The organism is Methylobacterium sp. Gmos1, assembly GCF_053764715.1.
Genome location: NZ_JBSNCC010000032.1, coordinates 18,126 through 40,144, shown reverse-complemented (window position 1 = coordinate 40,144; position 22,019 = coordinate 18,126). Strand labels below are relative to the sequence as shown.

General features: G+C 58.9%; 18 protein-coding genes and 6 pseudogenes. 18 read left to right on the top strand and 6 right to left on the bottom strand.

Translation table 11 applies throughout. The features are described from left to right. Both ACS5PV_RS30990 and ACS5PV_RS30985 read left to right on the top strand, forming a co-directional pair. On the top strand, window positions 1–440 hold a 440-nt coding region (locus ACS5PV_RS30990), incomplete at its 5' end, for a transposase (protein WP_455399161.1). A gap of 365 nt (window positions 441–805) precedes the next feature. Beyond that, window positions 806–1,585 carry an ABC transporter permease gene (locus ACS5PV_RS30985; RefSeq protein WP_455399160.1) on the top strand — a complete coding sequence of 260 codons (780 nt, stop codon included), beginning with the start codon at window positions 806–808 and terminating at the stop codon, window positions 1,583–1,585. A 345-nt stretch (window positions 1,586–1,930) separates the two neighbouring features. Here ACS5PV_RS30985 and ACS5PV_RS30980 read toward each other — a convergent pair. Continuing rightward, window positions 1,931–2,044, bottom strand: a pseudogene (locus tag ACS5PV_RS30980) (IS5/IS1182 family transposase); the annotation flags it as partial. 229 nt (window positions 2,045–2,273) lie between these two features. Between ACS5PV_RS30980 and ACS5PV_RS30975 the strand changes: the two are divergent. From ACS5PV_RS30975 to ACS5PV_RS30960, 4 genes and pseudogenes are all read left to right on the top strand, one after another. Next, a pseudogene (locus ACS5PV_RS30975) lies at window positions 2,274–2,814 on the top strand (IS5 family transposase); the annotation flags it as partial. 57 nt (window positions 2,815–2,871) lie between these two features. Beyond that, window positions 2,872–3,136 (top strand): annotated as a pseudogene (locus ACS5PV_RS30970) (helix-turn-helix domain-containing protein); the annotation flags it as partial. A gap of 65 nt (window positions 3,137–3,201) precedes the next feature. Continuing rightward, on the top strand, window positions 3,202–4,758 hold the full coding sequence (tnpC, locus tag ACS5PV_RS30965; RefSeq protein WP_455399159.1) for an IS66 family transposase: 1,557 nt from the start codon (window positions 3,202–3,204) through the stop codon (window positions 4,756–4,758). A 79-nt stretch (window positions 4,759–4,837) separates the two neighbouring features. After that, entirely contained in the window at window positions 4,838–5,161 is a 324-nt protein-coding gene (locus tag ACS5PV_RS30960) for a hypothetical protein (protein ID WP_455399158.1), read from the top strand. 19 nt (window positions 5,162–5,180) lie between these two features. On the opposite strand, the pseudogene ACS5PV_RS30955 reads toward ACS5PV_RS30960, so the two are convergent. The 4 genes and pseudogenes from ACS5PV_RS30955 to gmd all read right to left on the bottom strand — a co-directional run. Beyond that, a pseudogene (locus tag ACS5PV_RS30955) lies at window positions 5,181–5,710 on the bottom strand (IS5 family transposase); the annotation flags it as partial. A gap of 109 nt (window positions 5,711–5,819) precedes the next feature. Beyond that, window positions 5,820–8,606: a glycosyltransferase gene (locus ACS5PV_RS30950; protein WP_455399157.1), complete on the bottom strand. Its 2,787-nt coding sequence runs from the start codon at window positions 8,604–8,606 to the stop codon at window positions 5,820–5,822. A 488-nt stretch (window positions 8,607–9,094) separates the two neighbouring features. Continuing rightward, window positions 9,095–10,090, bottom strand: coding sequence for an NAD-dependent epimerase/dehydratase family protein (locus ACS5PV_RS30945; protein WP_455399156.1), 996 nt, complete (start codon window positions 10,088–10,090; stop codon window positions 9,095–9,097). 8 nt (window positions 10,091–10,098) lie between these two features. After that, window positions 10,099–11,082 (bottom strand): GDP-mannose 4,6-dehydratase, encoded by a 984-nt coding sequence (gene gmd, locus ACS5PV_RS30940; protein WP_455399155.1) that lies wholly within the window; start codon window positions 11,080–11,082, stop codon window positions 10,099–10,101. Window positions 11,083–11,916: 834 nt separating this feature from the next. On the opposite strand from gmd, the gene ACS5PV_RS30935 reads away from it, so the two are divergent. From ACS5PV_RS30935 to ACS5PV_RS30880, 12 genes and pseudogenes are all read left to right on the top strand, one after another. Further along, entirely contained in the window at window positions 11,917–12,186 is a 270-nt protein-coding gene (locus ACS5PV_RS30935; protein WP_455399154.1) for a transposase, read from the top strand. Further along, window positions 12,180–12,425 carry a hypothetical protein gene (locus ACS5PV_RS30930; protein WP_455399153.1) on the top strand — a complete coding sequence of 82 codons (246 nt, stop codon included), beginning with the start codon at window positions 12,180–12,182 and terminating at the stop codon, window positions 12,423–12,425. The genes ACS5PV_RS30935 and ACS5PV_RS30930 overlap by 7 nt, the downstream gene beginning before the upstream one ends. Before the next feature lie 317 nt (window positions 12,426–12,742). After that, window positions 12,743–13,237 carry a hypothetical protein gene (locus ACS5PV_RS30925; protein ID WP_455399152.1) on the top strand — a complete coding sequence of 165 codons (495 nt, stop codon included), beginning with the start codon at window positions 12,743–12,745 and terminating at the stop codon, window positions 13,235–13,237. 24 nt (window positions 13,238–13,261) lie between these two features. Further along, window positions 13,262–13,495 carry a transposase gene (locus tag ACS5PV_RS30920; protein WP_455399151.1) on the top strand — a complete coding sequence of 78 codons (234 nt, stop codon included), beginning with the start codon at window positions 13,262–13,264 and terminating at the stop codon, window positions 13,493–13,495. Window positions 13,496–13,613: 118 nt separating this feature from the next. After that, window positions 13,614–13,742: pseudogene (locus tag ACS5PV_RS30915) on the top strand (IS630 family transposase); the annotation flags it as partial. 65 nt (window positions 13,743–13,807) lie between these two features. Then, a complete protein-coding gene (rfbC, locus tag ACS5PV_RS30910) occupies window positions 13,808–14,362 on the top strand; it encodes a dTDP-4-dehydrorhamnose 3,5-epimerase (RefSeq protein WP_455399150.1) in 555 nt (184 codons plus the stop codon). Window positions 14,363–14,470: 108 nt separating this feature from the next. Then, window positions 14,471–15,523 carry a dTDP-glucose 4,6-dehydratase gene (gene rfbB / locus ACS5PV_RS30905; protein ID WP_455399149.1) on the top strand — a complete coding sequence of 351 codons (1,053 nt, stop codon included), beginning with the start codon at window positions 14,471–14,473 and terminating at the stop codon, window positions 15,521–15,523. A 4-nt stretch (window positions 15,524–15,527) separates the two neighbouring features. Continuing rightward, window positions 15,528–16,427: a dTDP-4-dehydrorhamnose reductase gene (rfbD, locus tag ACS5PV_RS30900; protein WP_455399148.1), complete on the top strand. Its 900-nt coding sequence runs from the start codon at window positions 15,528–15,530 to the stop codon at window positions 16,425–16,427. 13 nt (window positions 16,428–16,440) lie between these two features. Next, on the top strand, window positions 16,441–17,337 hold the full coding sequence (gene rfbA / locus ACS5PV_RS30895) for a glucose-1-phosphate thymidylyltransferase RfbA (RefSeq protein WP_455399147.1): 897 nt from the start codon (window positions 16,441–16,443) through the stop codon (window positions 17,335–17,337). A 312-nt stretch (window positions 17,338–17,649) separates the two neighbouring features. After that, window positions 17,650–18,584 (top strand): IS630 family transposase gene (locus tag ACS5PV_RS30890; protein ID WP_455399146.1). Its coding sequence is split into 2 segments (ribosomal slippage): window positions 17,650–17,995 and window positions 17,995–18,584, totalling 936 coding nucleotides; the frame shifts between segments, so codons are not numbered across the junction. Between the two features lie 276 nt (window positions 18,585–18,860). Continuing rightward, window positions 18,861–20,339, top strand: a complete 1,479-nt coding sequence (locus tag ACS5PV_RS30885; protein ID WP_455399145.1) for a glycosyltransferase — start codon at window positions 18,861–18,863, stop codon at window positions 20,337–20,339. A 25-nt stretch (window positions 20,340–20,364) separates the two neighbouring features. After that, window positions 20,365–20,625: pseudogene (locus ACS5PV_RS30880) on the top strand (integrase core domain-containing protein); the annotation flags it as partial. Between the two features lie 49 nt (window positions 20,626–20,674). Here the strand turns inward: ACS5PV_RS30880 and ACS5PV_RS30875 are convergent. Then, window positions 20,675–21,838, bottom strand: coding sequence for a DUF1972 domain-containing protein (locus ACS5PV_RS30875; RefSeq protein WP_455399162.1), 1,164 nt, complete (start codon window positions 21,836–21,838; stop codon window positions 20,675–20,677). Between the last annotated feature and the right edge of the window lie 181 nt (window positions 21,839–22,019).

Sequence of the window (22,019 nt, the reverse complement as noted above, 5' to 3'; positions counted from 1 at the left end):
CTGGATCGGAAGCCCCGTTGCCGCCAGCACGGCATCTGGCGTGGCTGCTCGTGCAGCCGACCTCGGTGTTGGATGAGAGCGAAGCGGCTGTGGTGAGCCGCGTCGAGCAGGACGACACCGCGCGGGCCGTCACGGGACTGGCCCGCCGCTTCACCGCACTCGTGCGCGCTGCCGGGAAGGGCAAGCCCTTGGCTGATGATCAGGACGCCGCAGACATCGAGGCTTGGATCACGAAGGCCCGGACCTGTGAGGCTTCTGCGATCGCGACGTTCGCCTCAGGATTGGAGGCGGACATCGCTGCCGTCCGGGCTGCTCTCATGGAGCCATGGAGTAACGGCCAAGCTGAAGGCCAGGTCAACCGTCTCAAGCTCATCAAGCGCCAGTGCTACGGACGGGCAGGCCTCGATCTCCTGAAGCACCGCATGGTTCTGGCCGCCTGATCCACGCAAAGTGAGCAAGAACCAGAAACGGGGCAATCCCAGACGGTGACTGCCGAGTCCGCGAGCCCATCGCGCCGCAGCTTCTCGCCGAGCCGCGTCGCGTGAGCAGCCACCGCTTGCTCCAGGCTCGGGGCGCATTTTGCTGTCCGCCCCCGTCGATCTCGCTCAATAGCCGCGCAACTGCCGCCCCGCCGCTCCCTCAGCCCCACCGGCAGCCGCCGCGCAGGGCTTTTTTGCGCTCGCCAAGGCCTTGCGGTCCACGACGCCCGTCACCCAGCTGCCGCAATCCCTGCTTAGGCCGCGAGGTGGCTGTGCCTTCCCGAGAAACGTGACGGGATCAATCGCGCCAGATGAACGAGGGCCACATGGCACATCAGACGAAATCGGCGCTCGAGGTGCAGCTGGACGTGCTCGGCGCCCTCATGCTGCGCGATATCCGCACCCGTTTCGGCGGCACGATATGGGGATACGGCATCGCCGTCGGCTGGCCGTGCGCTCACATCCTGGTCATCACCGCCTTCTACGTCATCATGAAGAAGCCGACGCCTATCGGTGACAGCATCGTGCTGTTCGCCGTATCTGGCTTGTCTCCATACATTATCTTTAACTATATGTCTCGAAAAATGATGGAAGGACCATTACAAAACAGGCAGTTAATATATTTTCCACAAGTTAAATTCTTTGATGTCGTCATTTCTCGCGCACTTGTGGAACTGTGTACCAGCAGTCTCAGCATATTCCTGGTTTTCTTCATCGCAGCGTGCTGCGGTGCTCAGGTTGTTCCTAGGGATCCGTTTGCATTCTGTGAAAGTATGATTCTCGCGCTATGTTTTGCAATGGGAGCGGGATTTTTTAATGTCTTCATCTCGCAAATGTTTCCGCAATGGATGATCATTATTATCGTTCCTATACTAATTATCTACTTCACGAGTGGAACCGTCCTGGTGGTCGAAGCGATGCCGGCAGTCATTTATGAATACGTGCAGTGGAACCCGCTCATGCACATCGTCAAGGTGTGCCGGTCGGCTTTCTATCCAGGTTACGGTGCAGATGCCGACATCCCATTCGTGCTCATCGTCAGCGGCTCGATGGCGCTAATCGGTCTCGCGGGCATGCGCTTTGTGGTTCCGCACTTCCTTAATTGAATTTGACACTCCTGATCTAGTCAGTACAGCTGATCGAACAGATCGCGCTGTATTTTGTTCTAGCCTTCGGTCCGCTTGAATCAGTAACAAGCGGGTGTTTTCACGCCCCTCCTCGTCGTAGGCTCGGCGGGGATTGTGGCGGCGTCTCACCGCCCCCTCTCATTCAGGCGGGCTATTGGCCACGGTACCTCCCACTGAGTACCGAAGGTCGGCCCGCCCATCGTGCCGGCGACCGCATCCCACTGTGCTGTGGTGCCGACGAGGACGACCGCGAACGCGACGCCCGCCAAAGTCCACTCAATCTCGAGACGGAAGCCGGCATCGGTCGGGATCTCTGGCGTGCTTCAGGGCGGCGCGGTCGTCCAACCGGCGACGCCCACCCTTGGGGCGAGGCGGGTGTGGCGGCAGAAGCGAGGCGATCGCAGTCCAGAGATCGTCGGGAAGAAGCGGGCGAGCCATACCATACAACGCCCAACCGCCCTGATCGTGCCGTTCTGTTAGGCGCTCTTAGAGCATTTTCCGACGAAGTGGATACCGGTTCGTCAAAGAAAATGCGGCAAAACAAGGACTTAGAGAGCTTCGCGATTGCAGCGCGATCGTGAAGTGCTCTAGGCTGTAGTGAGGAATTAACACTCACCAGCCTGGTGCAAGTTTGGGGTCGTTGACTGTGACCGGAGGAGATCCGGCCATGTCGCAGAGTGGTGATGCCCTGACGGACGAACAATGGGAGCGCGTCAAGGTCTTGGTGCCAGGCGGTCGAAAAGGGAGCCGCGGACGGCGGGCTGACAACCGGCGTTTTCTCGATGCGCTCCTGTGGATGGCTCGCTCGGGCGGTCGGTGGAAAGATCTTACAGAGCGTCTGGGCAAGCCCGATACGGTCAAGCGTCGCTACTACGACTGGATTGCTCGTTGAGTGCTGGATGAGATGCTGGCTGCTTTGGCGCAGGAGGCTGATCTGGACTGGCTGATGCTGGACGCAACGATTGTTCGTGCGCACAGTCAGGCGTCGGGGGCCCGCAAGGTCAAAGGGGGCGGATGCCCAGGGCCTGGGTCGGCCACGCGGTGGCCTAACGACGAAGATCCACGCAGCGACGGATGGACTTGGCTTGCCGGTTCGGCTGATCGGCGGCCCTGGCCAGGAGCACGACGTGACCCGCGGCAGCGCGTTGATCGACGGCTTTGCGGCTGGATCCGTGATTGCTGACAAAGGTTATGATGCTGATCGCCTAGTGCGCTGACGCATTCAGAGGATTCACCTGAGGCGTAAGGCATGCGAGTCTGAGGGCATGGCTCAGACTGTCTGCGTGATCCCGAGTGCCGGCGACGATGGCGGACCTGTCCGCCATCGTCGCCGATCGGGCGCGGCCCCTCAAGCACATCCAGCGCGCCCGCATCGTCCTGCTCTCGGCCGAACGCCTCTCCGTCCTCGACGTCGCCCAGCAGGCAGGCGTCAGCCGGCCCGCGGTGTGGCGCTGGCAACAGCGCTACGCCGAAGAAGGCGTCGAGGGCCTCTTGCGCGACAAGACCCGTCCGCCTGGCAAGCCACCCCACCGAGGCAGCGACGTCGGGTGCCAGAACCGGTGGCGACGGCTCTTGGCGAGAGCTAAGCTGTTGGCATGGCTCTCGATCCTGCCACGCTGCCCGACGACGTCGACGCGCTCAAGCGCCTGATCGTCGGCCTGACGCGCGAGGCCGTCCACGCCAGCACCCTGATCGAGAAGCTGCGCAGCGAACTCGCCCGGATGAAGCGGGCGCGGTTCGGCACCTCGTCCGAGAAGCTCGGCACGCGCCTCGAGCAACTCGAACTGGCCATCGAGGCGCTGGAGGTCGACGAGGCCGAGCGCCTGGCCGGCGCGCCGATCGTCGCCGAGGCGAGGGAAGCCGCACGGCTCAAGCCCGCCCGGCGGGACCTGCCGGCCCATCTGCCGCGCGAGAGCGTGGTCCACGCCGGTCCCTGCGCCTGCCCGGCCTGCGGCGGGGCACTGCGCCGGATCGGCGAGGACGTCACCGAGAGCCTCGACGACGTGCCGGGCCGGTTCAAGGTCATGCGCCACGTCCGCGAGGCGTTCGCCTGCCGTGCCTGCGAGCAGGTAGTCCAGGCACCCGCCCCCCACCACGCGGTTCCCCGCGGGCGGGCCGGTCCCGGGCTCCTGGCCCACATCGCGGTGGCGAAGTTCGACGACCATCTTCCGCTGTATCGCCAGGCCGAGATCTATGCGCGCGACGGCGTCGAACTGGCGACCTCGACGCTCTCGGGCTGGCTCGGCGCGACTGCGGCCACGCTGCAGCCGCTGACCGACCTTCTGCGCCGGGAGGTGATCGGTGGCTCGGACGTCCTGCACGGCGACGACACCCCGATCCCGGTGCTGGCCCCCGGCACGGGCAAGACGAGCACCGGGCGGCTGTGGACCTATGTGCGCGACGAACGCCCCCACAGCGGCGCCCGTCCGCCGGCGGCCGTGTTCTTCGCCTCGCCCGACCGTCGGGGCGAGCGCCCGCTCGCGCACTTGGCAGACTTCTCCGGCGTGCTGGTGGCCGATGGGTATGCCGGCTTCAACGGGCTGTACGAGGCCAGGCGGGCAGGCGGCGCCCTGACCGAGGCGGGGTGCTGGGCGCATGTGCGCCGCAAGATCTTCGACGTGCACGCCGCGACGGGCTCGGCTCTCGCGGCGGAGGCGCTGGAGCGGATCGGGGCGCTCTACGGGGTCGAGCGCGACCTGCACGGCAAGCCGCCCGATGCCCGCACCCGCGAGCGGCAGACCCGCTCGAAGCCACTGGCCGAGGCGCTGAAGGCGTTTGCCGAGACGAGCCTGGCCCAGGTGCCGGGCCGCTCCGACCTGGCCAAGGCGTTGCGCTATATGCTGGCACGCTGGCCGGCGCTCATGCGCGCCTTCGGCGACGGGCGGCTCGCCCTCGACAACAACGCGGCCGAGCGGGCGCTGCGCTGCGTGGCGGTCGGGCGCAAGAACTACCTGTTCGCGGGATCCGAGCTGGGCGCCGAGCGTGCGGCGGCGTTCTACACCCTGATCGAGACGGCGAAGATGAACGGGCTCGATCCCGAGGGCTACCTGCGCGATGTGCTCACGCGCATCGCCGATCACCCGGCCAAGCGCCTCGCCGATCTGCTGCCCTGGAACTGGATGCCGACAGGCGGGGTCCAGCAAGCCGCCTGACAAGTTGCTCCGTCACCGAGCGCTTACCCTGAAGACAGGCTGCCGCGCCGAGCACGCGCGGCTGCGCACGGCCGAGCGCTTGGTCAAGCTCATCGCGGTGTACTGCATCCTGGCGTGGCAGGTGTTCTGGACGGCCATGATCGGCCGCTCGGCGCCGCGAGCAGACCCACACCTGGCCGTGACCGATCACGAGATCGCGCTGCTCGACCGCCTCGTACCGGACTTGCCAGCCGGTAAACGATCCCTCTTTGCCTATGTGGTGAAGATCGCGCGCCTCGGCGGCTACCTCGCCCGCTCACGCGATCCGCCGCCCGGCAACCTCGTCATGTGGCGCGGCTTTGCACGCCTCACAGACATTGCGCTCGGAGCCGCCCTCGCCCAGACATCGCCAGGATGTGGGTAAAAGGAAGCGTCACCGAGAGCTTACGGCGCGGGCGTCCTCGCTGCCAGCTGTGCAATGGCGGGATCGCGTCCAGCGTCGGGGCCATCAGCGGGCTGTCGTGGCAATTGGAGCCGGTCAGAACGAGGCAGAGCGGCGTGCCGCGCGCGTCGATGACGAGATCGCGCTTATTGCCCGCTTTGCCCTGGTCCGTCGGGTTCGAGCTCGTGGCAGACCCCCTTTGTGCGCTGACACGCTCGCGCTATCGACGCTGGCCTGGCTCCAGTCGATCTCACCCGCCGAATGGACGCGCTCGAGAAGCACCTGGTGCAGGCGCCGCCACAAACAGGCCGCTTGCCAGTGAGCAGCCGGCGCCAGCAACTCATGCCGCAGCCACAGTTCATCTCGGTCGGCAGCATCTCCCAGGGGATGTCCGAGCGCAGCACGAACAGGATGCCCGTCAGGGCACCCCGATCGTCACACGGGGACGCTGCCCTTTGGGCGCGGCGGGCGTGGCGGCAGGAGCGAGGCAATTGCAGTCCAGAGATCGTAAGGAAGAAGCGGGCGAGCCATACCAGACAACGCCCAACTGCCCCGATCGTGCCGTTCTGTTAGCCGCGCTTAGGCTCTTTCATTCAATTTTACAAATGTGAGATTACCGCTTTACTAACCTGGTAACTTACTATTTTGGTTTATGTAATCGTATTTCTTCAAGTCGGGCAGCATAACGGGACGCGATTGCAGAAACAGAGAAGTTTGCTTTGATGTATTTAGCAGCCGCCTCTCCCTTTTTTTCAGCCGCAACGCGATCCGAAACCACCTCGCGCATGCGCTCCGCGGCATGGGTGATACTCGGATGCGCCCATTGGCTCCCACGCTCGACGAAAATGTATTCAGCCTCCCGCACCCCGATCAGGTCATAATCGACAAGATAGGTTGTGTCTGCGATACAAAAATCCATGTTGCCGGAATATGCGGTAGCGATAACAGGCTTTCCGAGCTGCATTGCTTCGATCATACCAAAACCCCAACCCTCCGCTCGATGAAGTGACACATAGCAGTCACATGCTTGCTTCAGCGCAAGCAAATCCTTATAGTGATACGTTTCGTTAATCACAACAATGCGCTGATCGTTACTGACGATCCGATCGATACGACGCCACAGATCAATCTGATATGGATCGTAAACGCGTCCGCGATTTTGAGTCTTAAGCACAAGGCGCACAGGCTCACTGCCTAGCGGAAAAGCCGCACGGAACGCTTCCAGGACGCCCATGGGATTCTTTCGTTCGATAAAGGAAAATGAATCAAACGTCGTCAAAAAGACGGTATCAGTGTCTCTGAATCCAAGTGCTGATTTTGACATTTTCTGAAGCGATGGCATGTCTTCGACCGCCATGCCAACGTTAATCACCGGCTTATCAGTATAACGGGCGTATATTTCTCGGTTATATTCTGATGATACCCAAATTTCATCGAGAAGCTCGAGAGAAAGATAATGACATTTTGGTATCATGTTTAATTCCCAAAAGAAATATCCAATATTATAACTTTCATCAACTATATCATTTTGCCCAAACGCATATAGCAGAGGAACAGACTCGGCATTTAGGTGAATAATATTTATCTCTCGGCGGGATTTGTATGGGTCTAAATTAAGAGATGTTGTAAAACCAACAGGAGCTGGATTATCGAGGTCGAATGCAAGTCCTGTAGGTTTGACGGACTCGCATTTTTCGAGCACCTCATATGACAATCGAGTTGCTTGTCCCAGTCCAGACGTTTTGTGGAGGGGGCCTATCACAGCAACTCCCGGCTCGATACCTTCTGGGAACTCCAATCGCCTTACATAGCATTCTCCAATGTCACGGTTTGTATTTTTTTCACAAGATTGCGTTGTCGAAGAGACGGAAACATGCTCCATATCTTTAATACGATAGCTTAAATTTTTTATTTCTTGCAAATCAAGCCCGGATAGATGCGCAACGACATCATTGAAACTATCCTGAGACTCTCCCTGATTGTTTAGCACTTCTTTTATTAATTCCTTGGATAAAAAGCGCAAGATAAAAGGCTCGGACCAGCTCTTCAAAATCAAATAGTAAAAAAATATGGCTCTGTCCAATTTATTATGCATATTCAAAGAATGAAGCTTGACGTGGCGAGCAAAATACTCTGCGGCAAAAGCATTAAAAGCGAAAGACTCACCCGACCATTGTTCTTCTCTTGATAGAAATGCGATTTGGTCACTTGTTACCAAGTGTTGATCAAGTTTATCGCGTGGCGCCCGCTCGCAACACCACCAATAGAGGGCTTGTCGCAGCACGTTTGGATCATCAAGATGAATAAGATCCTGTCTTTCAACTTTTATAATGTTGTATAAAGCAATCGTTACTACCGGTGAGTATCCCTGGATCGGCATCGGGGAGTTGAGAAATTCTATCTGATTTGAAGATAGAGGTAGAATATATTTATACTGTCGATCACGAAGATACTTAATAAGGTACCACATTAGGACATCAATTCTTTCCTGCAAAACACCACTCATAGCGTGTTCGTATTTTTCGCGATCAATACGGAATGACTCGTATTGCAAAAATTTACTGATTAATCCCTCTTTATCAAACTGGGGGTTAGCTGTTTGAAATATTATACTTGCTTTAGAGTTTGAAATATTGCGAGAAATGTGATGTAATTTATCATCTGATAGGTATTCGGCCGACATAATAACGGACTTAATCTGCGATTTGATTACGTTTTCAGGATTATGATTTAATAATCTATCGACAATATTATAGTGCAAGGGGCGTTTATTTAGCTTGCAGTTTCTGATACGTACGACGAGATCGATAGGCCAGTCTGACTGTGTAAATGAAGATACATCAATATTAAACGCGTGATTGATGCTCTCAAAAAGAGGTCCGACGAGATCTCCCCGAGGCAGATTTGCAACCGTCGAGATTTCTTTACCAGTTGCACTTTTTATGAAGACAGCAATTTCATCGGACGGGCTTTTCCGGCTCACAATCCATCCGTAAACGCTCAAACGATTGACATCATCAATATGCCAAGCCCATTCCTGTTCGGGATCGAACTCTACGGTTTGGGCTACTGCTGTTTTATTTGAATATATACTAGGATTTATTTCAGCGAAGCGATAGTTCGTTCCCTTGACATACACGCCAATCGGTTCTATATTCTCTCCCCATTCCGAAATATTGATTCTGAAGCCGTGGCGCCCATTTCCGAAGCCCGCATTTTCCAAATCGGCTCGATATTCACTTGCAACAGAGGCAAGAACCCTACCGCTCTTCGTACGAGCTTCAACGGTGATGGCTTCATTTGGTCGTGACGTATCCCAAGCCCAGCCTCTTATTGTATAATTTAGGTAGTCGTCTACATTTCCTCTCAGTCGTTCATACTCTTTTCTGCGAAATAGGGAGGGCTTATTGAGTGATAATTTGCTCATTCTATAATTCCTCTGAGAGTCGGCTGCGGTGTATTGTATTGTAGCGAACCATTGCCGGGCTGATTCTTGCCTTGCCGCTTTTCTTACAAAAAATTATCAACGTGCATACGAGAGCGCCGCTGCAGAGTTGTAGGCCACGGGTATCCGCGCGCTCCTGTAGCCCTCGCAGAGCGTGGAACGGGTATGATGACTTAAGGGTCTGGTGGGCGGCTCGCATCAACGTACCCCCACAGGCCCACGCCATTCAGTCTCCGAGACGATGGCGTTGACGATGAACTGGAGAGACTTTTTAACGGGAATGAGAAAGGTCTCGTTGGAGACGATCATGGGGGGCTTGGGTAGTTCCAGGGCCCGTCGAATCGCGGCTTGCAAGATTTGAACGCTAGGTTCAATTGAGTATATGAACGGCTTGCGTTTACTATTGCCGAAAACAGGCCGTTGTATCGTCCCTAGAACATTGCGCGAGCTCACAAGTACATTAAGAAACATTAAAACGCGTCTTGTTGCGAAAACTTTTTGTTCTTTAAATTGCGAGCGCGCTCGCGGGCATCGCTCATCAAATCGTCCAGCGTTTTTGACCATGCAATGTCAGGTCGCCAGCCGGTGACGGCATGAAGCTTGTCTGAGCAGCCCGCTGCGATTGGAATCTCGCTCGGTCGGAGGCGGTCAGGATCTACCTCGACCTCGAACGGCGCTTCCGCTCGCTGCTTGAGCGATGTGAGCATATCTTCGATCGTACGTGGCTCTCCACTGGCAATATTGAATACCGTCCCTCCTGCGATCCGCTCTGATGCATCGATTACGCCAACGTAGGCACGCACGACATCTCTCACATCGAGAAACTCGCGTCTTGACGACAGATCACCGACGCTTAGACGGGGACGAGCGAGACCGTATTCAATCCGCGCGATCTGGCCCGCGAACGAGGGCGCCACGAAGCGTTCGTCTTGCCCGGGACCCGTATGGTTAAACGGCCTGAGCACGATGAGGTGACCGCCGCCTAGGATATCCTGTAGGATTTGTTCGCCAATCCATTTCGAGCGGCCGTAATGGCTGGTCGGGTCGGGCAGAGCCGTCTCGTCGAGTGACTTGCCAGAAAGGAATGCGCGACCGTACACCTCGCTCGAACTCACGAACACGAAAGTCGCCTCTGGCGCCTCCGCCATCACAGCCTGAGCGAGGTTTAACAAGCCTCCGACATTGGCCTGCCACGTCTCAGCAATGGCATGCCCACCCTGCTTCACCGAGGCTTGCGCCGCCAGGTGTAGGATGTGGGTTGGCGCGAACTCCGCGATGCATTCGCGCAGAACCACGCTGTCAGCCAAGTCGATCGCGCGAAAGGCCGCCTGGGTGGGCAGCGAATTGGTTGGGCGCCCTATCCCCAGCAGAGCCGTATCCGCCCATGGCTCGGATTGGAGCGCCGCCATCGCGTAACGGCCGACAAAACCGGCTGCTCCAGTGACGAGTACGCGACGAGAGCGCATCAGCTCGTTCAGCCCCGTGATTTCAGTCTCGCGAGATCCGCCTCGACCATCTCCCGAATCATCGCCTCCAGGCCGATTTCGGCCTCCCAGCCGAGCTTGGACTTCGCTTTCGCCGGATTGCCCAGCAGTACTTCCACTTCCGCGGGACGGAATAGGTTCGGGTCGATGACAAGGTGATCTTCGACGTTGAGCCCAACATGGCGGAATGCGATCTCGCACATATCGCGCACCGTCGTAGTCCGTCCCGTCGCAATCACGAAGTCGTCCGGTGCCTCCTGTTGCAGCATCAGCCACATCGCCCGGACATAGTCCTTGGCATGACCCCAGTCCCGCTTGGCATCGACGTTGCCAAGGCGCAACTCCTTGGCCAGCCCGAGTTTGATCCGTGCCACGTTGTCGGTCACCTTGCGCGTGACGAACTCTACACCGCGCAGCGGGCTCTCGTGGTTGAACAGGATGCCGTTGGAGGTGTGCAGCCCGAAACTCTCACGATAGTTGATTGTCATCCAGTGAGCGTAGAGTTTTGCCACACCATAGGGCGATCGCGGATAAAACGGGGTCGTCTCGCTCTGCATCTGCTCTTGGATGAGGCCGAACATCTCGGAGGTCGAGGCCTGATAGTAGCGCGCCTGAGGCACCAGGCTACGCATCGCCTCGAGCAGATTTGCGGCGCCGAGTCCCGTAACTTGACCCGTCAATAGTGGCTGCTGCCACGACGAAGTGACGAAAGATTGCGCGGCAAGATTGTAGATCTCGTCGGGTTGAGCCGCCTGGATGATCCTGATCAAGCTCGACAGATCGATAAGATTGCCATCAACGAGTTCGATGTCACGCTCAATGCCGAGCCACTTGAGACGGTGGTCGAACACGCCGGCATGGCTGGAGCGGCGGACGATGCCGGTAACTGCATAGCCTTTTTGCAGCAGAAGCTGGGCGAGATACGCACCATCCTGCCCCGTCACGCCCGTGATAAGAGCACGCTTGCCGCTCACGTTCACTACCTCGAATTTACCCTTGGTGCCCGTTGCTAAGCCTTTTTAGGCGGGATCGTCAACACGCTGCTTTCCCCGATGGCGTTTGAAGCGGCATGGAAATTCGAGGTCGGCTTCAACGTGACCGATCGTTGATCTCTTGCAATGTTGAAGCAATTATCAGACAATATGGTAAACTGCACGCATCTATTGCGTATGGAGAAAGGTGTATCCCCAGTATCTAACTGTTATATATTCATGTAATCGTCTACGCAGCGATCATAATTGGTTCTTGCACTCTTACTAATAATATAATTTACATCGTATTTAGTATTTTATTTGATTATATTATTAATATGTTAGAATATGTTATTTTATATACTGTAAATAAATAAAATTAATCAATTGTATATTATTAAAAAAATATCTGTAGTCTCATAATAAAATTTATACAATTATTACTACTGCGTAATATTACCTCAGCGTCTTCTTCGACGTAGCTCTGTTGCCAGTACCACGTCACGGCCTGGCTGACGCCAGTTTGGGGTGCGACGTTCAAGAGGGAGCGGCGTTCGGCTGAGAGTGATGACACGAGTGCATTGTATGTCCTTGAGGTGCCGCGCCCGAACGATTGCGAGGGCGGACAGGCGTACCAGGTCGGCGTCACTGGGGAGCACGCAGACAGTCTGAGCTATGCCTCAGACCCGCACTGCGATTACTCCGTTTCCGATACTGCTGGCGAAGCCATCGGTCTAGTTAACTCGTTGATGTGTCAGCGCAATCTAATGCTCGAGGAGGCTCGTCATGTCGCTGCTGCCAAGTTTACCCGCCTAGGTTCCCAGCCAGACCGTCGCCGTGGCGAGAACCGCATTCCCGTGGGGCAATGCCTACCTGCGGCTGAGGGATGATCTCGGCACCGTATTCACCGATGCGCAGTCCACGGCGTTGTTCGCGGCCCGCGGCCGTCCAGCCGAAGCACCCTGGCGGCTGGCTCTCGTCACCGTGCTGCAGATTGCCGAGAACCTCTCGAATCGTCGCGCGGCCGAGGCGGCGCGTGGCCGCATCGACTGGAAGTACCTGCTGGACCTTATCTCACCAACCCGGACTTCGACGCCTCGGTGCTGAGCGAGTTCCGCTCCCGCTTTGTGCTCGACCACGCCGAGACGCTTCTGCTCGACACGCTCATGGCCCTGTGCCGGGAGCACCGGCTGCTGGTGGCGCGAGGCCGTCAGCGCACCGACAGCACGCACGTCCTGGGGGCTGTGCCCAGCCTCAACCGCCTCGGCTGCGCCACTGAGACCCTGCGTGCCGCGCTCAATGCCCTTGCTGTCGCTGCTTCCGAGTGGCTGTGTGCCTACACCTAGGAGAGCTAGGGCGAGCGTTACGCCAAACCCACCGACGATCTGTACATTTCGCGGGGTGAGGTGGCCCGTCGCGCTCATGCCGAACGGATCGGCCGCGACGGACACACGCTCCTGGCGACGGTGTTCTCGCCCGACGCACCGGCCTGGCTCCGTGAGATCCCAGCCGTAATCCTGCTGGCCGGGTCTGGCTGTAGAACTTCCAGATCGTCTCGGTCGATGACGAGACCGGCACAAAAGACGACGCTGATCATACGAAGCCGCAGACCACGGGAGTTGTTTGGCGAGCGTCGTCGGAGGGCATTCTACCCTCTCTGCTGATGATCGTCTCGCCCTACAACCCAGAGACGCACTACGCCAAGAAGCGCACGACGATGTGGATCGGCCACAAGGTCCACCTCACCGATACCTGCGACGCGGATCGCCACCGCCTGATCACGCATATGGAGATCACGCTGGCTCCGGTTGCCGACCGCGACGCACTTGGGTCGATCCAAGCCGACCTGGCTGCTCACGATCTTGTCCCAAACACGCACCTGGTGGATGCCGGCTACGTCGATGCGGACCTGCTACTTGCCAGTACACGCAATTACGCCGTGACGCTGTTTGGGCCGAGCCCGCAGGATACGGAGTGGCAATCGCATCAGGCGGGAGCCTTTAAGCTTCAGGACTTCAAGATCGACTGGGATCGAAAGATCGCCACCTGTCCGGCGGGTCACACTACGACGAGTTGGAGCCCGGATCACAACCTGGGTCGTACAGTGATCCGTATCCACTTCTCCAGTGCGGACTGCAAACCCTGCGCGCTGAGGTAGAACTGTACGCGCTCCCCGCGTCGGTTGCTCGCGCCGCATCGACGGGAGGAACATGCCGCCCTGGAAGCCGCGCAGGCGCGAGAAGCCGATGAGACCTTCGCCGAGCAGTACCGCTGGCAGGCGGGCATCGAAGGGACACTGTCGCTGGGCGTGCGGACGCTGCATCTACGGCGGGCTCGCTACCTCGGGCTGGCCAAGGTCTATCCCCAGCATATGCTGATCGCCGCTGCTCTCAACATCAGCCGGATCGCCGATTGACTCGCGGGTGAGACCGTCGCGTCGACCCGCCGATCATCCTTCGCTCGCCTCATCAGCCAAGCTGCCTGAGCCGCGGTATTCGCTAGCAGTATCCAATCCGGGGCAATCGCAATCCCCACTCTACCTGTCTCCGCCCGCCAGCGCCATGGTGCTGTGCGTGGACGAGAAGTCCCAGGTTTAGACCATCGACCGCACGCAGCCGTTGCTGCCGCTGCGACCTGGACAGGTGGAGAGGCGCACACACGACCCAGTGCGATGTTGCCGGACAAGAGCTATCGTGCAATCAGGCTGCGCGGCATAGAGGTGGCAAGAGTGCAGGTCATCGATCAGGCGATCCCGGCGGTGAAGCTCGTGATCCCGAAGTGGCACGGCGATGCGCGCGGCTGGTTCTCGGAGACCTACCGGGCCGACACCCTGGCTGCCCACGGCATCGACGACCACTTCATCCAGGACAATCAGTCCTTCTCGGCGCAACAGGGCACCGTCCGCGGCCTGCACTTCCAGCGCCGTCCCTTCGCCCAGGCCAAGCTGATCCGGGTGCTTGCCGGGGCGATCCTCGACGTCACGGTTGACCTGCGCCGGGACTCGGCCACCTACGGCCGGCACGTCGCCGTCCGCCTCGACGCTGAGAATGGCCATCAGCTCTACGTGCCGGTCGGCTTCGGCCACGGCTTCTGCACCCTCGAGCCGGACACGATGGTGGCCTACAAGGTCGCCGGCGGCCTCTACAGCCCCGAGCACGACGGCGCCGTGCTGTGGAACGATCCCGCCATCGGGATCGACTGGCCGGTGAGCGAGGCCGAGGCCCAGCTCTCGGCCAAGGACAAGGCCGCGCCGCGCCTCAAGGATCTGCCGCCGCCGTTCTGAGGACCCCGCCGCACCAGCGGCGGTCGATCAATCATTCAGGAGGCGAGCCGACCCGCCTCGTTTCCCTGCTCGGCCGAGCGATACCGTTTTCAGGAGTTCACCCACCCCATGCGCATCCTCGTCACGGGCGGCTGCGGCTTCATCGGCTCGGCCCTGGTCCTGCACCTCGTCCAGGACCTCGGCCACGAGGTTCTCACCCTCGACGCGCTGACCTACGCGGCGAACCCGATCTCGCTGATGCCGCTCAAGGGCGACAACCGGCACCGCTTCGCGCAAGCCGACATCTGCGACCACGACAAGGTCTCCGGCCTGTTCTCCGAGTTCCGTCCGCAGGCCGTGATGCATCTTGCCGCCGAGAGCCACGTCGATCGCTCGATCACCGGACCCGGCGCCTTCATCCGCACCAACGTCGTCGGCACCCAGGTCATGCTGGAGGCGGCTCGCGCCTACTACAACGGGCTGTCCGGGCCTGAGCGCGACGCCTTCCGCTTCCTCCACGTCTCGACCGACGAGGTCTACGGCTCGCTGCCCCCAGGCGCCTTCTTCACCGAGGACAGCCGCTACGACCCGCGCTCGCCCTACTCGGCCTCGAAGGCGGCCTCCGACCACCTGGCGCGGGCCTGGCACGAGACCTACGGCCTGCCGGTGCTGGTGACGAACTGCTCGAACAATTACGGGCCGCGGCACTTCCCCGAGAAGCTGATCCCGCTGATGATCCTCAACGCGCTCGAGGGCAGGAACCTGCCGGTCTACGGCGACGGCCAGAACGAGCGCGACTGGATCCACGTCGAGGACCACGCCCGCGGCCTCGTCGCGGTGCTGGAGAAGGGCCGCATCGGCGAGACCTACCTGCTCGGCGGCCGCTCGGTGCGCAACAACCTCGACGTGGTGAAGACGCTGTGCGCGATCTTCGATCGGCTGCGCCCCGAGGCCGGCCCGCACGAGCGCCTGATCCAGTTCGTCACCGACCGGCCCGGCCACGACCGGCGCTACGCCATCGACCCGAGCAAGGCGGAGGCCGAGGTGGGCTACACGCCCTCCCGCACCTTCGAGCAGGCGCTCGAGGACACCGTGCGCTGGTACCTCGACAACGAGGCGTGGTGGCGCCCGATCCGCGAGGGCCGCTATTCCGGCGAGCGCCTCGGCCTGAGCGCGGAGTGAGACGATGACGCGGGAGATCCTCGTCCTCGGCGGCGGCGGCCAGGTCGGCACCGAGTTGCAGCGGGGATCCTGGGGCGAGGGCGTGGTGATCCACGCTCCCACCCGGGAGGCGCTGGACATCACCGACGAGGCCGCGGTCGCCCGCGCCGTCGCCGCGCGTCGTTACGCGGCGGTCATCAACACCGCCGCCTACACGGCGGTCGACAAGGCCGAGAGCGATGTGGCCGCCGCCTGGCGGCTCAACGCGCTCAGCGCCGCCTACCTCGCGGCCGAGACCGCTAAGACCGGCATCCCGCTGATCCACGTCTCGACCGACTACGTCTTCGACGGCTCGGGACGCGGCGCCTACGCCGCCGACGCGCCGGTCAATCCGGTGAGCGTCTACGGCGCCAGCAAGGCCGCCGGCGAGATGGCGGTGCGCACCGGCAACCCGCGCCACGCGGTGGTGCGCACGGCCTGGGTGGTGAGCCCGCACCGGGCGAACTTCGTCAAGACGATGCTGCGGCTGTCGGCCGAGCGCGACAAGCTGACGGTGGTCGACGACCAGCGCGGCTGCCCGACCTCGGCCGGCGACCTGGCGGCCGCCCTCGTGGCGATCGGCTTGCGCTTCGCCGACGATCCGGCCGCGCCCGCCGGCACCTATCACTGCGTCAATGCCGGGGCGACGACCTGGTACGACTTCGCCCGCGCCATCATGGCGGGGGCGGCGGCCCGCGGCGCCCGCGCGGTGCCGGTCGAGCCGATCCCCAGCACGGCGTTCAAGACCCCGGTCACCCGGCCGGCCAATTCCGAGCTCTCGACGGAGACGCTGACCGCCGCCTTCGGCCTCGCGCCGCGGCCGTGGCAGGCAGCCCTCGACGATATCCTGGACCAGCTGATCGGTCGGCCTGCGAAGCGACCTTGAGGAGTATCATACCATGAAGGGCATCGTGCTCGCCGGGGGATCCGGCACGCGGTTGCACCCGGCGACGCTGGCGATCAACAAGCAGCTGCTGCCTGTCTACGACAAGCCGATGATCTACTACCCGATCTCGGTGCTGATGCTCGCCGGCATCCGCGAAATCCTGCTGATCTCGTCGCCGGAACATATCGATAACTACAAACGCCTGTTCGGCACCGGCGAGCAGTTTGGTATCGCCATTTCGTACGCGCTGCAGCCGAAGCCCGAGGGTCTGGCCCAGGCCTTCGTCATCGGCCGCGAGTTCGTCGGCGACGATTCGGTCGCGCTGGTGCTCGGCGACAACCTGTTCTTCGGCGCCGGCATGCGCCAACTCCTGGCCAAGGCTCGCGCCCGTGAGACCGGCGCCACGGTCTTCGCCTACCACGTCGATCAGCCGGAGGCCTACGGCGTCGTCACCCTCGACAAGGACGGCCGCGCCACCAAGCTCGTCGAGAAGCCGAAGAACCCGGAATCGCCCTGGGCGGTGACCGGCCTGTACTTCTACGACAACCAGGTTCTGGACATCGCAGCCGCCGTGAAGCCCTCGCCCCGCGGGGAGCTCGAGATCACCGACGTCAACCAGGCCTATCTCGACCGCGGCCAGCTCCACGTCGAATGCATGTCGCGCGGCTACGCCTGGCTCGATACCGGCACCCACGACAATCTGCTGGAAGCCGGCGAGTTCGTCCGCGTCATCCAGCACCGCCAGGGCATGCAGGTCGCCTGCCTGGAGGAGATCGCCTACCTCCAGGGCTTCATCACCCGCGAGCAGGTGGTGGCCCGCGGCCAGCTCTTCGCCAAGACCAATTACGGCCAGAGCCTGCTGCGCCTGGCTCGCGAGGAATTGAAAATAGATTCTATCAATCCTATTTGATTGATTACATAAATTAAATTGTAATATAAATATTTTATTTGTTAATATTCTTATTTTTAGCAAAATGCGTAAAAATATATATGCAAGCTATGCATATTTATATTTCAATAAGTACAAAAATTGATTGCATGAAAATCAATTGTAACAGCTTAATTACTTATGGACAATATAACTTTCGATTGATCGCCTCGCGATGCGGAAGTCGGCTTTGCTCACGCGCCTCGCAGGCTGGTGGTACGGGGCTAGAGCGCTGTGCGATCGGTCTGCAACGGTCAAGTTGGGTTGAGGGTTGGTTGGGTGAAGGAGCCTGCGATGACCTCACCCTTATCGGTCGATCTGCGTGAGCGGGTGGTGTCCGCCGTGATAGCGGGCGCGTCCTGCCGCCAGGCTGGCGAGCGGTTCGGTGTCAGCGCCGCCAGCGTCAGCCGCTGGCACGCCATCTATCTCCGGGATGGCCACGTCCGGCCAAAGCCGATGGGCGGCGACCAGCGCTCGCACGTCATCGAGGCTCACGCCCCGCGGATCCTGACGCTGTGCGAGGAGCGCGGCAACATCGTGCTGGCGGAGTTGCGCGACGCCTTGGTCGCGCAGGGCGTCACCACCAGCACCAGCAGCGTGTCGCGCTTCCTGGCCCGCCATCGCATCACCCGTAAAAAGGGGCTCTCCATGCGGCCGAGCAGGACCGACCGGACGTAGCGGAGGCACGCCAGGCGTGGTTCGAGGGCCAACTCGACCTCGATCCGGACCGTCTGGTATTCATTGATGAGAGGGCGGCCTCGACCCGGATGGCGCGTCGCGACAGTTGGGCCCCGCGCGGCCAACGCTGTCGCCTGCCGATGCCGTGCGGGCACGACAAGACTACCACCGTCACGGCAGCCCTGCGCGCGAGCGGCCTGACGGCAACGGCCATCTTCGAGGGAGCCACCAACGGCCAGCGCTTCCTGGATTACGTCACCGACACGCTAGTCCCAGTGCTCCGGCCCGGCGACATGGTGATCCTCGACAATCTCCAGGCCCACACGGTGACGGGCGTGCGCGAGGCCATCGCGGCGGCCGGCGCGCGGGTGGTGTACCTGCTGCCCTACAGTCCGGAGTTCAACCCGATCGAGCAAGCCTTCGCTGCCCTCACCCGACAGGAGTGTCGCAACTACCTCAATGCAGCTGGCTACCAGACAGGCCGCGAAATTTCATCATGGTCAGGCAATGCTTTAGATAATCAGTGCAAGTTCTTTCTCGAGCTGATTTAGGCGTATTTATCGAGATTTGTTTAATAATACTATATTTTTATAATAAAAATTATCTGTAATATAATTAAACTGTACATAACATAAAAAATTTTATATGCACCGTCGATTTGATGCTGCATATGATTGATAGATTATATATTTCAAATAATTGCATAAATGTATAGACGTCTTCAACACGTGATACGAGCGATCTGCTTGTGACCGATACTCGCGATCTGATACATGGCAACCGCATCGCAGGAAAAGCCTTGTGGCTAGCATATAGGATGGGAAAATATGATTCAGAAAGAAGAGGTCCGATGGTTGTTTCGGTGCATCCTTGGGCGGGAACCTGAGAACGAACAAATTGTGGATGCAATGGCATCAAGTTATGCCGATTTTTCAACTGCACGCCGCAGCTTGATGGCATCAGAAGAGGCCCAGATGCGCAGGGGCAGGCATATCGAGATTGCCGATTTCTCATCAAATGAAGACACCGTTGCGCTTAATAATTCGTTAAAAAAACTAGATATTTTAAATTCTATTGCTGTCGGAGAAGGAATACAAGAGCGCCTGACTTCTGGCCAGTTCGATTGTCTACGCCGGATCATGAGCCGAAGATTCAGGGCCCAAACGGCTGCTGTATTTGGGGGCCAAAAATTAGCTAAGTTAGCTTTGAGTATACTAAGAGATTGTGCGATACGGCCATTTTTGCTTGTAAAAGGAAGCAGCAATACCCACGATCCTGTAAATATGAAGAATCTATTAGAGACGGATAGGAGCAGCTGCATAAGTGGACTTCATATTTACGAGAGAGATGAGCGTATTAATGCCGTTCTGTCTGATGCCGCTAGCGTAGACCTAAAGTTTGATGTAATATTTGTTGCCGGCGCAGAAATTTCATGTCACGATCTTTGCTTTGCATATGAAAGACTCAATCACGCGGGGGTTGTGATTATTGATTTAAGTATTTTTCAAGAAAATTCTCGTTCGATTTTTATCGCTGCCGCCGAGGCATTACATGTTGATATAGTCGAGGTCGACAATTTTGGGTTACTGCAAAAAACTGCGTGGATGCTACCCGTTCATTACATACCTGAGCACTCTGAACGATTGCCTCCTCCAAGCGAGAGGCCGTCGCTAGCTATTGCTGCGATTGTAAAAAATGAAGCCGCTTATATCGAGCGCATGCTAAATTCTGTGATAGGAATAGCAAGCTTTGTTGCGATAGCTGATACTGGCTCTAATGACGATACGCGGGAGCGTACTTCCAAAATTTTGACTTCTGCAGGGACGCCGTTCTGTATAAAAGACATTACGTTCATTAATTTTGCTCAAGCCCGCAATGCTGCTCTTGATCTCGTGCCAGCTAATATCGAATGGATTTTGATGCTGGACGCTGACGAACATCTTGTAGCAGAGGATCTTCCAAAATTGGTGCAACTTACCCAAAGTGAAGTAGAGGGCTGGGCGCTTCCTCGGTATAATTTTGTCGATGAGCGAAAAATAGAAGAGCCAATCCCTTACCCTGATCGACAATATCGACTTATTCGCAATAGAAAAGACCATCCGTATCGCTATTCCGGAAATGTCCACGAAACAGTACAGAATGTTTCAGTTTGGGGTTATGCGCCCGCAAACATGAGCTATCTTGGCAGAGGATCCGGTGGTCCTCATATACACCATATGGGTCAAGTTGGTTTAACTCTGGAAAAATGGCATGTGAAAAACGATTTTTATAGTAGTTTATTCCGAGTTGAAAGAGACGGCTCTTAGGTCGACTTTGGCCAATTGGCCTGGAGCCGGCATCGAGTCGTCGGTCGGTAACGTCGGCGACTCGTACGACAACGCCTTAGCAGAGACAATCAACAGTTTGTTCAAGGCAGAGGTAATCCAGCGGCGCGAGCCGTGGCGCTCCTTCGAGGATGTCGAGTACGCCGCCTTGGAGTGGATCGACTGGTACATCCACCATCGCATGCTCGCGCCGATCGGCAACGTCCCTCCCGCCGAGGCTGAAGCGCACTATTATGCTCACGTCGGCGACCAAGCCTTGGCCGCCTGACCCAAGCCAATCAGCCTCCGAAAAACCCGGAGCGGTTCATTCTGCCACGTTACCGGCTGCCTGTGCTATCACCTAATGAGCGATCCACTTGCTGAGCGATGACGGGCCTCCCCTCTTGTCCAAGCAGCTTAAGGCACGCCCCCTCGTATGCATACAGGATCGTGTCCCAAGAGAATTCCTGCGCCGCCCGGATGCGGGCGGCGCGGCGGGCTCGAGCTACCCGGGTGTCATCAGACAAAGCTGTCCATATGGCGCTCTCACACGAGGATTTGTCGCGGAAGTAGATCTGTTCCTCACCAGCCGTATGCCGGTTGAAGAGATTGTCGTGGGCTACGACTGCGTTCCCGGCCCACAACGCCTCGACGAGCGAGGGATTGGTGCCGCCGACCGTGTGGCCGTGTAGGTACGCGCGAGCGTAGTACCTCAGGGATCGAACGACCGCCGGATCGTAGATCGCACCAGGGAAAATGACCTCCTCGCTCGCCGCTGCCTGGACCGCTGCGTGGTAGCGGTTACCTGGGACAAAATCGCCTAGTACCACCAACTTCCGGTCCCGTCGCCGACTCGAAAACGCTTCGACAAGGGTCAGGATGTTATTGTCCGGCTCGATGCGGGCAATTGATATGAGGTAGCGATCTTGTATCAAGCCCAAACTTGTGAGCGGCGATGGATCCGCCGAAGAGATGGGGTCGCCGCCGTAGGGAATCGTCATGATTGCGTGGCGAGGCCGGCGCGTCGCGAGGTGGTTGGCGATCTGCGGATGGTCGGCGATCAGACGGTGAGAGGTCCAAGCTGCGATCCACTCATTGACCCAGAACCATGCCCGCACCGACCACGACCACTTCGGCCGCTTCCACTCGATGCCATCCATGTTGGTCACGACCGTGCGACCGCGCAGGCGCAAGTAGGGCAAGAAGACGGCCCCGTTGTATCCGAGCACCAGGCACACGCCTCCGCGGTGGGCGGCGTCCAGCACGCTGCAGGCGTCAAACTCGAGCGTCGCTTGTGGGCCCCTGGAGGCGACCTCGACCTGGATCAGATCGATCCCGCGCCAAGTTTCGACCGAAATCCGGCTGCCGACCCTTGCGACCTCGCGCTGGCAGTAGACGCCGACCCGCCATCCCCGGGCAACGAGGAACAAAGCGAGGCGCTCGGCGAAGGTTTCGAAGCCGCCATGGGCGGCCGGAATGCCGCGGCAACCCAGGATCAGCAGGGACGGCGGTTTCCTCCCTTCGGCGAGGCGGGGCACTTCGGCACGGAGCTGCAGATCTGAAATGTCCCGCTTCGACACGTTAAAAGCCCTCGGTAGATATCTTGGTGTGCGATCCCGCAGATATCGTGCCGTCCGATTTTGCCCCGTATGTTTCGCCCTAGAGACCCAAATCGACACAGTG